Origin of the sequence: Flavobacterium commune (assembly GCF_001857965.1) — a bacterium.
In the GTDB taxonomy this organism is placed as follows: domain Bacteria; phylum Bacteroidota; class Bacteroidia; order Flavobacteriales; family Flavobacteriaceae; genus Flavobacterium; species Flavobacterium commune.
The window spans coordinates 550,140-562,153 of the sequence record NZ_CP017774.1; the positions used below are offsets into that span (position 1 = coordinate 550,140).

Annotated in this window: 11 protein-coding genes; 5 read left to right on the plus strand and 6 right to left on the minus strand. The window is 33.8% G+C overall.

From position 1 onward, the window contains the following. Positions 1–2 precede the first annotated feature (2 nt). The 4 genes from BIW12_RS02280 to BIW12_RS02295 all read right to left on the minus strand — a co-directional run bounded on the left by BIW12_RS02280 (position 3) and on the right by BIW12_RS02295 (position 6,781). The gene (locus tag BIW12_RS02280) at positions 3–845 is read right to left on the minus strand and encodes a phytoene/squalene synthase family protein (protein WP_071183632.1); all 843 of its coding nucleotides are present in this window, start codon (positions 843–845) and stop codon (positions 3–5) included. After that, a complete protein-coding gene (locus BIW12_RS02285; RefSeq protein ID WP_071183633.1) occupies positions 842–2,317 on the minus strand; it encodes a phytoene desaturase family protein in 1,476 nt (491 codons plus the stop codon). Before BIW12_RS02285 ends, BIW12_RS02280 begins: the two co-directional genes overlap by 4 nt. 34 nt (positions 2,318–2,351) lie before the next feature. Next, positions 2,352–3,248 carry a MerR family transcriptional regulator gene (locus BIW12_RS02290; RefSeq protein ID WP_071183634.1) on the minus strand — a complete coding sequence of 299 codons (897 nt, stop codon included), beginning with the start codon at positions 3,246–3,248 and terminating at the stop codon, positions 2,352–2,354. A 101-nt stretch (positions 3,249–3,349) separates the two neighbouring features. Continuing rightward, entirely contained in the window at positions 3,350–6,781 is a 3,432-nt protein-coding gene (locus tag BIW12_RS02295; protein WP_071183635.1) for a methylmalonyl-CoA mutase family protein, read from the minus strand. Positions 6,782–6,902: 121 nt separating this feature from the next. On the opposite strand from BIW12_RS02295, the gene BIW12_RS02300 reads away from it, so the two are divergent. From BIW12_RS02300 to BIW12_RS16420, 3 genes are all read left to right on the plus strand, one after another. Beyond that, on the plus strand, positions 6,903–7,610 hold the full coding sequence (locus BIW12_RS02300; protein ID WP_071183636.1) for a DUF4197 domain-containing protein: 708 nt from the start codon (positions 6,903–6,905) through the stop codon (positions 7,608–7,610). Positions 7,611–7,745: 135 nt separating this feature from the next. Beyond that, entirely contained in the window at positions 7,746–8,600 is an 855-nt protein-coding gene (purU, locus tag BIW12_RS02305; RefSeq protein ID WP_071183637.1) for a formyltetrahydrofolate deformylase, read from the plus strand. 367 nt (positions 8,601–8,967) lie between these two features. After that, the gene (locus BIW12_RS16420; protein ID WP_181161663.1) at positions 8,968–9,108 is read left to right on the plus strand and encodes a hypothetical protein; all 141 of its coding nucleotides are present in this window, start codon (positions 8,968–8,970) and stop codon (positions 9,106–9,108) included. Here the strand turns inward: BIW12_RS16420 and BIW12_RS02310 are convergent. Beyond that, positions 9,103–9,903, minus strand: a complete 801-nt coding sequence (locus tag BIW12_RS02310; RefSeq protein WP_071186079.1) for an ABC transporter substrate-binding protein — start codon at positions 9,901–9,903, stop codon at positions 9,103–9,105. The genes BIW12_RS16420 and BIW12_RS02310 overlap by 6 nt on opposite strands. A gap of 84 nt (positions 9,904–9,987) precedes the next feature. Beyond that, entirely contained in the window at positions 9,988–10,809 is an 822-nt protein-coding gene (gene pyrF / locus BIW12_RS02315) for an orotidine-5'-phosphate decarboxylase (protein ID WP_071183638.1), read from the minus strand. 173 nt (positions 10,810–10,982) lie between these two features. On the opposite strand from pyrF, the gene BIW12_RS02320 reads away from it, so the two are divergent. Next, a complete protein-coding gene (locus BIW12_RS02320) occupies positions 10,983–11,546 on the plus strand; it encodes a helix-turn-helix domain-containing protein (RefSeq protein ID WP_071183639.1) in 564 nt (187 codons plus the stop codon). A 17-nt stretch (positions 11,547–11,563) separates the two neighbouring features. Next, entirely contained in the window at positions 11,564–12,010 is a 447-nt protein-coding gene (locus BIW12_RS02325) for a response regulator (protein WP_071183640.1), read from the plus strand. Positions 12,011–12,014: the final 4 nt, after the last annotated feature.

Below are 12,014 nucleotides of genomic sequence, written 5' to 3' on the forward strand. Positions count from 1 at the left end.
ATTTATTCGACCAGTCGCAACTTATAAGTAACGAAAGATTGTGCTAAAAGCGTAGCTTTAGTATAATTAGAAACCCGGATTCGGGCATTTCCAATCTCTTTACATGGTGTGTTTTCGAGTTTTTTTAATAGCTTTTTATAATACACATAAGCCGTGTAAACGCCAAATTTAGCTTCAATAGGCAATTTAACAATTCCCTGATAGGCAATTCTGAAATCTTCTTTGATTTCATTAATGATGGCTTTTTTTGCATTTTCATCAAAAGAATTCAAATCGACTCCCGGAAAATAATTCCGATTCAGAATCAAATTATCATCTTTTAAATCACGAAGGAAATTTACTTTTTGGAAAGCAGAGCCCAATCGCATAGCTTCGTCTTTCAATTCCTCATATTTATGCTCTTTTCCGGACACAAAAACTTTCAGACACATTAAGCCTACCACATCGGCTGAACCGTAAATGTATTCTTCGTATTCGTCTTTAGAATTGTAATCTAATTTGATTAAATCCATTTTCATGCTCTTCAAAAAAGCCTGAATCAAATCGTCTGAAATATTATATTGCTTAACCGTTTGCTGGAACGAATTCAAAATAGGATTCAAACTTATGCCGGAATTATAGGCTTTGTAATATTCTTTTTCGAAATCGTTAATTAAATTTTCTTTGTCAAAACCATGAAAAGAATCGACAATTTCGTCTGCAAAACGCACAAATCCGTAAATGCTGTAAATAGCATCTCTGATGCTTGGCGAAAGCATATATACCGCCAATGAAAACGAAGTACTGTAGTTTTTAGTCACTAACCTACTGCATTTAAAAGAAACATCGTCAAATAATTGCTTCATAAATATTGTTTTAGAAATTGTTTATCTATCAAATCAGACACTAATTTTCCCGAAATTAATGCCGGTGGAACTCCAGGCCCAGGAACGGTTAATTGTCCTGTAAAATATAAGTTACGAACTTTTTTACTCTTTAGTTTTGGTCTTAAAAAAGCTGTTTGTAATAAAGTATTCGCCATTCCGTAAGCATTTCCTTTATACGAATTGTATTGTTCTACAAAATCGTTCTTACAAAAGGATTCCTTAAATATAATATTCTCTTTAATATTTTGCTGCGTTAACTTTTCAAAGCGATCTATAATTTTGTCGAAATATGCTGAACGTAATGCTTCTGTATCATTGATTCCCGGTGCTAATGGCACTAAGAAAAACCCTGACTCCATTCCGTCCGGTGCTGCCGTTTTATCAGTCAATGATGGAAAATTAGCATAAAACAACGGTTCGACTGGCCATTGTGGTTCGTCATAAATATCTTTTGCGTGCTGGTAAAAATCAGTGTCAAAAAATAAGGCGTGATGCGAAATGTTTTCGATTTTTTTATTGAAACCTACATAAAACAACAACGACGAAGGTGCAAAAACACGAGATTCCCAATATTGCTCCGAATACATTCTATATTTTTTGTCCAATAAGCTTTCGGTGTGATGGTAATCGGCACCACTTAAAACCAAATCAGATTCAATTCTTTCTCCATTGACAACGATAGCTATGGCTGTTTTATTTTCGACAATTATTTTTTCAATATTCGAATTGACAAAAAACTGCACTCCTAATTCGGTTGCTAAACTTTCCATAGCCCGAACCACATCAAACATTCCCGTTTTTGGATGCCAGGTTCCAAGACCAAAGTCGGCATAATTCATAAAACTATAAAAAGAAGGCGTATCAGACGGTTTGGCTCCAAGAAACAAAACGGGAAATTCTAATATTTGAATTAATCTTTCATTCTTGAATTTCTTGCGAACATCCCGACTGATGTTGCTAAAAAACTGTCCGATTTTCTTAGTGGTTTCTACAGTGACCAATTCTAGTGGAGAAACTCCCGGACGATACACCAAATCTTTAATAGCAATATCATAATTACTTTTGGCTTCGGCTATAAATTCACGAAGCACTCTTCCACTTCCTTTTTCGATAGCTTCAAATGTGGAAACTATTTCGTCCAGATTATCGGCTATAGCTATGAACTCGTTGATTCCAAAATAAACCCTATAAGCTGGCGACAACTTTACCAGCTCATAATAATCGCTTGTCTTTTTTCCAAAATCGGCAAAAAAACGTTCAAAAACATCCGGCATCCAATACCAACTGGGTCCCATATCGAATGTAAAACCGTCTTTTTTTAATTGTCTTGCCCGACCACCAATGGATTCATTTTTTTCAAAAACCAAAACATCATGTCCGCTTTTTGCCAAATAACAAGCAGCAGACAATGCGGAAAACCCTGAGCCTATAATTGTAATTTTCTTTTTCATTTGTTTAACAAATATACAAAAATATTAAACAAAACTATAATCTTGATGTTAATTCTGCCATAGAATTAAAAACAGACACTTTCTCTAAAAGTGTTTCCGAATTAATACAGGAAACCAAACGTCCTGTGAACCACAACTCGGTATTTTCATCTAACAATTCGTTTACCATTTCCTGAACATACTCATTTACCTGATCTCTGTCAGGCTTTACAGTCAGGCAGGAAACATATACGATAGCATCAAAATGTTTTTTCAAATCTTTCAAACTATCGATTGGCATACTCTCACCTAAATAAATACTTTTGTAACCTTCTAAAAGTATTTCATAATGCAAATACATTAAACCTAATTCATGAATTTCATTCAACGGAAGTGACAACACAAAAACCTTGTCTTGCTTTTTGGGTTCTAAAAATTGTAACTTCTCGGAATTTAAAATGATTTTTTGCCTTATCAAATAGCTGATAAAATGCTCGTGAGCAGGTGAAATTGTATCCGTTTGCCACAACAAACCAATTTCATCCAAAAGAGGAATAAATACCTGATAAAAAATTTCTTTAAATGACTTTTCTTCCGCTAACCAATTGTAAGTGTTTAAAAAAAGCTGTTGATCAAAATTCATCATCGCCATTTTAAAAGCATTAATAGCATGATTCTTAGCATTTTTAGCTGAAATAATTTGCTTTACCAACGCCTGAATTTCTCCCTCTGAGTAATTAGCAATTTTAGAAATTTTATAACCATACTCATGCAAAAAAGTAATATTTAGCAGTTTCTGTAAACTAACTAAATCATACAAACGAATATTGGTATCGGTACGCATAGGCTCAAGAACCTGATACCTTTTTTCCCAAATACGAATGGTATGCGCCTTAATACCTGAAAGATTTTCAAGGTCTTTTATACTAAAAACATTTTTTATATTGTTCATCTATTTGAGTATATCATTAAACAAATATACGTTTTTATAATAATAAAAGAACAATAAATTAAAACATAATCAAGAGCTATTTTCAGAACAAACTATTTTTTTTACATATTTCGTCTATACTGACCTCCCACCTCAAACAAAGCCGAGGTAATTTGTCCTAAAGAACATATTTTAGTCGCTTCCATCAAATAACTAAATAAATTCTCATTGTTAACCGCAGCATGTTTTATGGCTTGCAATTGTTCATTTACCTTATCCTGATTTCGTTGCTGTAAATTGTGCAGCATTTTAATCTGGTATTGCTTTTCTTCCTCAGTAGCCCTAATGACTTCGGCAGGAATGATTGTTGGCGAACCTTTAGTATTTAAAAAAGTATTTACTCCCATGATAGGCAGTTCTCCGGTATGTTTTAAATTTTCATAATACAGACTTTCTTCCTGAATTTTAGATCGCTGATACATGGTTTCCATGGCTCCCAAAACTCCTCCCCGCTCAGAAATTTTATCGAATTCCTCCATAACTGCAACTTCTACCCAATCCGACAAGGCTTCGATTAAAAACGAACCCTGTATTGGATTTTCATTTTTAGTTAATCCAAATTCTTTATTAATAATGAGTTGTATTGCCATTGCCCTGCGCACTGATTCTTCGGTGGGTGTAGTGATGGCTTCATCGTAAGCATTGGTATGCAAAGAATTACAATTGTCATAAATGGCATATAAAGCCTGCAAAGTAGTTCGGATATCATTAAAATCAACTTCCTGAGCATGAAGAGAACGACCTGAGGTTTGAATGTGGTATTTCAACATTTGAACCCGTTCATTGGCATGGTATTTATTTTTCATGGCTTTCGCCCAAATTCTGCGCGCTACCCTGCCAATTACAGCATATTCAGGATCCAATCCATTGGAAAAGAAAAAAGACAAATTAGGACCAAAGTCATTGATATCCATTCCGCGATTCAGGAAATATTCTACATAAGTAAATCCATTGGCTAAGGTGAAAGCCAATTGGGTAATGGGGTTGGCTCCGGCTTCAGCAATATGATAACCTGAAATTGAAACCGAATAAAAGTTTCGGACATCATGAGTTATAAAATACTCTTGTACGTCGCCCATCAATCGCAAGGCAAACTCAGTTGAAAAAATACAGGTATTTTGCGCCTGATCTTCTTTCAGAATATCAGCCTGAACAGTTCCACGCACTTGTGACAAAGTCCTTGCTTTTATTTCGTTATACACTTCCAAAGGCAAAACAGCATCTCCCGTTACCCCCAGAAGCATTAATCCCAATCCATTATTCCCTTCCGGCAAATCACCCTGATAACGTGGTCTTTCAATCCCTTTATTTTCAAAAATGCGATTGATTTTCTCTTCGACCTCTTTCTCTAATTGATTAGCTTTAATATAAATTTCGCACTGTTGATCAATTGCAGCATTCATAAAAAAACCTAATACAATGGGAGCCGGACCATTAATAGTCATACTCACAGAAGTCATAGGATGAAGCAAATCAAAGCCGGAATATAATTTTTTAGCATCGTCCAAACAGCAAACTGCAACTCCTGCATTTCCTATTTTCCCATAAATATCGGGACGTATATCAGGATCGTTACCGTATAAAGTGACACTATCAAAAGCTGTAGATAATCGTTTGGCTAAAAATCCCGAACTCAAATAATGAAAACGTCTGTTCGTTCGTTCAGGTCCACCCTCTCCGGCAAACATTCGGGACGGATCTTCACCTTCTCTTTTAAAAGGATACAATCCGGCTGTAAAAGGAAATTCCCCCGGTACATTTTCCTGTAAAGACCACTTTAAAATATCTCCCCAAGCCTCATATTTAGGCAGTACAACTTTGGGGATTTGAATATGAGATAAGGACTCGGTATAGGTTGTCCTGCTTATTTCTTTATCCCTAACCTTAAAAGTGTACAGTGAATTTTTGTATTTATTTATTTTTTCATTCCAGCTGGAAATAATTTCCCAATGATACCCTTCTAAATCCTTTTTTAGCTTCTCAAACTGATTCAATAAAAGATTTATAAAAATTCGTTGGTCATTGTGTTCCACTAAAGCAGTCGGAAAAACGGAATCATCCTCAATTCCCGATTTATTGACAAGCGGTACTTTACCACAAACGCTCTCTAATGTTTTAAAAATCCCATATAATTTTTGAGCAATTTCCTGTTGGCTTTTTGTGTTTTCATCATAATCCCGAATCGTTTCAACAATTTCAGACAGATAACGTGTTCTTTGAGGAGGAATCACATAAACTTTCTCACTAATCTCAGATTTAGCTTCAAAAGTCGAATGTAAATTGGCTTTTGTTTTTTCGGCTATTGTATGCATAACCGCCTGATACAATCTATTCATCCCCGAATCATTAAACTGTGATGCGATAGTACCAAAAACTGGAAGATTATCTACATCAGCATCCCAGAGATTATGATTGCGCTGAAATTGTTTTTTCACATCCCGCAATGCATCAAGAGCACCTCGTTTGTCGAATTTATTGATCGCTACCACATCGGCAAAATCAAGCATATCGATTTTTTCAAGTTGGCTAGCAGCTCCAAACTCCGGTGTCATCACATACAAAGTCACATCGGCATAATCTACAATCTCAGTATCAGATTGACCAATTCCTGAAGTTTCAACAATAATAATATCATATTGCGCCGCTTTTAAAACCTGAATAGCATCCTGAATGGATTTTGACAAAGCCCTGTTGGATTCCCGGGTAGCCAATGATCGCATGTAAACCCTGGAATTATTAATAGCATTCATTCGGATTCTATCGCCTAGTAATGCGCCACCTGTTTTCCGTTTGGATGGATCAACGGAAATTATTCCGATGGTTTTCTCCGGAAAATCAATCAAAAAACGACGAACAAACTCATCCAGCAAAGAAGATTTCCCGGCACCTCCTGTTCCTGTAATTCCAAGAACAGGGATTTTACTGTTGACATTTTTTTTGGAAATCAAATCTAAAATAGGCTTAGCTACTTCAGGAAAATTTTCGACCGCCGAAATAATTCTTGCTATCGCTGATGCGCTTTTCGATTCAAGTAGACTTATTTCGTCATGCAATACATTCCCAATAGCGAAATCAGAATATTGGAGCAAATCATTAATCATTCCCTGCAATCCCATCTTTCTGCCATCATCAGGAGAATAAATCGCTGTAATTCCATAAGCCTGCAATTCGGCAATTTCCGAAGGCAAAATAACACCGCCACCACCGCCAAATATCTTAATATGAGTTGCCCCATTTTGTTGAAGCAAATCAAAAATGTATTTAAAAAACTCATTATGTCCTCCTTGGTAAGAGGTAATTGCAATGGCATTAACATCTTCCTGAATGGCCGTATTTACTATTTCGGCTGCACTTCTGTTATGTCCCAAATGAATTACTTCCACACCACTGGCTTGCATAATTCTACGCATGATATTGATTGCCACATCATGACCGTCAAAAAGAGCCGCTGCAGTTACAATTCTTATCTTATTTTTAGGATAGTAGATTTTCATTTGAATTACAATTTCATTAATTAAGCCCAAAAATTAGTTTTATACAGAACGAATTAAGCCACTTTTTCAAAACAAAACGATGTTTGTGTATCTTTGACCAAAATCAAATACACATAAAGTTATGAAAAAAATCGTATTATTCTTTATCTGCTTCACTCTAATTAGTTGTGCCGAAATGCAACAGGTTTTAAGTCAACTGCCACAAACCGGAACTACTGGAATGATTGATATTTCGGGAGGATTAAAAGAAGCCTTGAATAACGGAATTTCAAAACAAGTAAGCAAATTGACCGCTACAGATGGTTTTTATAAAAACGAAGCTGTTAAAATCTTATTACCGGAAGAGTTAAGAAAGGTTGATACCGGGTTGAGAAGAATTGGACTCAATTCATTAGCCGATGAAGGATTAAAAGTATTGAATCGCGCTGCCGAAGATGCGGTAAAAGAAGCCACACCTATTTTTGTTGATGCGGTAAGAAACATGTCTTTTGCCGATGCAAGAGGGATTTTGATGGGAAATGAAAGTTCAGCAACAAGCTACCTGCAAAACACTACCTCTACTTCTTTATACGGAAAATTCAATCCTGTTATAAAAAGCTCTTTTTCTAAAGTTGGTGCCGATAAAGTATGGCAAAACATCATCACTAAATACAATAGCATTCCGTTAGTAAGCAAGGTAAATCCTGACCTGACTGACTATGTTACCAATCAGGCTATGAAAGGTGTTTTTAAAATGGTAGCGGTTGAAGAAAAGAATATCCGAACTAATATCAGTGCCAGAACATCGCCATTATTACAAAGAGTTTTTGCTTTACAGGACAAAAAATAAAAAGCGTTAAGCACCTAAACAAACAGGCGAAACAGCATTTGTTTTATTAAAAAATAAGTTTAGTTTTGAATCCTTTAGAACTTCAATAAAAATTGATTTCAATAGACTTTATTGAAATCATGAAATAATTATAAAATGCAAAAAATAACAATACTTATCCATTGCGAGGATCAGAAAGGAATTATCGCTTCTGTAACCAATTATATTGCAGGAATCGAAGGAAATATCATTTATCTGGATCAGCATGTTGACGAAAATGAAAATGTATTTTTCATGCGTTTAGAATGTGAATTCAGTACTCAAAACTGGGATTTAGAATTAATCAAAAAAGATTTCCAATCCAATCTGGCTGATAAATTCAATATGTCCTGGGAAATTTATACTCAGGAATACAAACCCAGAATGGCACTTTTTATTTCTAAATACGACCACTGTTTATATGATCTTTTAGGACGATACAGTGCCGGCGAATTACCTCTTGAAATTCCGTTAATTATTAGTAATCACGAGGATTTAAAAGGAGTTGCACAACGTTTTGACATTCCGTTTCATTATGTTCCTTTCACTAAAGACATCAAAGAAGAAGGTGAAAAACAACAAATAGCCTTGTTGAAAGAATACAACGTCAATTTTATTGTATTAGCCCGATACATGCAAATTATCACACCTAAACTGATTGAGTTGTATAAAAACAGAATCATCAACATCCATCACTCGTTTTTACCGGCATTTCCCGGAGCAAAGCCCTATCATTCGGCTTTTGCCCGTGGAGTAAAAATTATTGGTGCTACCAGTCATTATGTAACTGAGGAATTGGATGAAGGACCAATTATTGAACAAGACATTACCAGAGTTTCCCATAGTCATTCCATCGAAGATTTTATTGTAAAAGGTCGTGATTTGGAGCGCAGCGTATTGGCAAGGGCTGTAAAACTGCATGCCGAACGTAAAACAATGGTTTACAATAACAAAACCGTTATTTTCTCTTAAACGCTAATCAAACTTGTTAAACACATGTTTAAATCTTAACTTATAACCAACAAAGTAATAACATATCCTTAACAGCTTTTCCCGCTGTTATGTGGCATCTTTGCAATGTAATGAACTGGTTATTTATTATATTTGGTTTTGGTTAGTTAAAACAAGTGCTAGTATTTTTGAATACTAGCACTTCTTTTTTTAAACATATAGTTTGTTCTTTTTTCTAAAAATAATATTGTTACCTCATTTTTCTTCTCCAACAAGTTTAGTATTATTCTTAATTTTCAGCTCAAAACTCCATTAAATTACTAAACTTAACTTAAAAAACTAGGTTTTTAATATTGTCTTAATGTAAATTTGCGAAAAATTTACTGTTATGAATGGACTTTTGAAAGAGACGAGTGAAATTGAAAAACTACAAGAAGAATTTAAAATTCTAACTCAAATAAAACAAAAAAAGACTGCTGCAACTAAAAATGAGCAGGAAGAATTAGTTTTAGAAGAATGCGAATTATAACTTTTGTTGTAATTCTTTAAAATAGTCGAAAGCTTTTAACAATCGGCTTCCGTGCCAGGAAAACATTTCACCATCTACAAAAATACATTTTGCGGAATTAGTGTAATTTGCCATTTTTAAAGCATCTTTTTCTTTAAAAGGATAAGGTTCTGAGGACAAAAAAACATAGTTTAAATCTCCATCCGGATTTAATTTTTCGAGTTCAATCTCAGGATACCTTGGTTGGTTTGCAAACGCGTTTTCAAAATGATTTAATTGCAATAATTCATCAATAAAATTACCTGAACCCGCCACCATATAAGGATTTTTCCAAATAAAATAAGCCACTTTTTTCACAGGCTTCGTTGCTATAAAACTTTTAAAATTACTAAAAGCTAAAGCTAATTTTCTATTCCAATTTTCGGCTTCAGCAACACAATCAAAGAGATTTCCAAAATCGCTTATCATATTAAAATTATCTTCAACGCTAATAATATCAGTTACCCAAACGTGACAGATTTCACGAAGATTTTCTACTATTTCCAAAGTGTTTTCTTCTTTATTACAAATAATAATATCGGGAGCTAAGGCTCTAATCTTATCATAATCTACCTTTTTCGTTCCGCCTACAATTTGTTTTTTAATTCGTAAATCTTTTGGATGAATACAAAATTTTGTAATCCCAACCAATTTAGCTTCCAATCCTAAATCAACCAATAATTCCGTTTGCGAAGGCACTAAAGAAATAATCCGTTGCGGTACTTTATCAAAAGTATGCTGAGTTCCAATATCGTCGATTAATGAGTACTGTTTCAACTGATTCGATTTAAAATTTGAATTAAAAAAACCATTAAAAAGCAATACTCTTTAATGGTTCTATATACAATTTAGAAACTAATTTTATTTTCTGGATTCCAAAATAGCTTCCATTTCCTGCTGCATTTTCAAAGCTTCAGCTCTTGCTTTCTCGGCAAAATCAGCTTCTTTAGAAGCATAAATAATTCCTCTTGAAGAATTAATTAGTAATCCTACATTGCCATTCATTCCGTATTTACAAACTTCTGATAAACTTCCTCCTTGCGCGCCAACACCCGGAACTAACAAGAAACTATCGGGAACAATTTTTCTTATCTCAGTAAAATACTCCGCTTTAGTAGCTCCTACTACATACATCAAATTCTCCGAATTCTTCCATGTTTTAGAAGTTTCTAAAACGCGTTTGTATAGTTCTGTTCCATCAACATCAAGGGTTTGAAAATCAAAAGCACCTTCGTTAGAAGTCAAGGCTAACATAATAGTATGTTTGTCTTCGAAAGCTAAAAAAGGTTCTACAGAATCTTTCCCCATATATGGTGCAACGGTAATACTATCAAAGTTCAAATCTTCGAAAAAAGCTTTGGCATACATGGATGAAGTATTTCCAATATCGCCACGTTTAGCATCCGCAATGGTAAAAATATCGGGATAATTATTGTTGATATAATTAATCGTTTTTTGCAAAGAAATCCATCCTTTTATACCGTAAGCTTCAAAAAAAGCAGTATTGGGTTTATAAGCAACTGCCAAATCATGAGTGGCATCAATTATTGCTTTATTGAATTCAAAAATAGGATCTTCTTTTTCTAAAAAACTTTGAGGAATTTTATTCAAATCGACATCTAATCCTACGCACAAGAAGGATTTTTTCAATCTGATTTGTTCAATTAACTGTTGTGTAGTCATTTATTTTTATTTTCAAAGCGCAAAGTTACAAAGCCAATTGTAATTAATATAAGAATTGTATAAGTTTCTCTGAAAATTCTATAATAGAAGTAAATTAAGGCAAAACTAACTTTGAAAAACTATAAATTAATAAAGCTATTTATTACTTTTACTAAAACCCTAAAATAATAGCCTTGAAATTATTTTTAAAAACGGACAGCCATTTTCTAATTAAGAAAATTTTAAAAGAGAAATTAGATGTATTCAACGTCAAATACAATCTTATTAATACCAATGAAATTTTATTTTTAGAAAACATTGATACAGATACTTATCAAAAAATAAATTCGACATTAAACGAATATGGATTTGAAATTATCGAAAATCAAAAAAATATAATTGTACAAAAAATCAAAGAAACTATTATCGAAATGATAGTCAACGACGAAATTCCTTCGGTAAAAAGTTCTGTATATCTTGCTGAAAAACTAAACCATAGTTACGGATACCTTTCTAATCTTTTTTCGGAAGTTACTTACACTTCGATTGAGAATTTTATCATTCTTCAAAAAATTGAATATGTCAAAAAACTCATTACTCACCATAATTTGACCTTAACCGAAATTGCTTTTAAACTCAATTATTCAAGTGTAGCGCATTTGAGTTCTCAATTTAAAAACACAACCGGAATTACACCTTCGGCTTTTCAAAGAATACTAAAAAAACGCAGCGAAATTAACAATCAAAATATCAACTAAACCCCAAAAAAACAGCCATGCAAAAAGATTTTATCTTAATTACTCTTGCCGATGATGACGAAGACGACCGATTGTTTTTTACAGATGCTTTTGAGGAATTAAAAATCAATACGGTAGTAAATACGGTAAACGATGGCGTGGCCTTGATGAATTTCCTTAATGCTCCCGAAACGATTTTGCCTAATATTATTTTCTTAGACTTAAATATGCCTCTAAAATCTGGCATAGAATGTTTGAAAGAAATTAAAGCGAATCCCAAATTTAAAGATATTGTAATTGCTATTTATTCGACTTCTTCCTCTGAGGAAGATATCGAAAACACCTTTGTTTTAGGAGCGAATATTTATATAAAAAAACCAAATCATTTTGGAAAACTAAAAGAAGTTTTATCAGAAGTAGTGACTTTGAACTGGCAATATATCACCTCGGGATTAAATAAAGATAATTTTTTATTACGCATGTAAACTA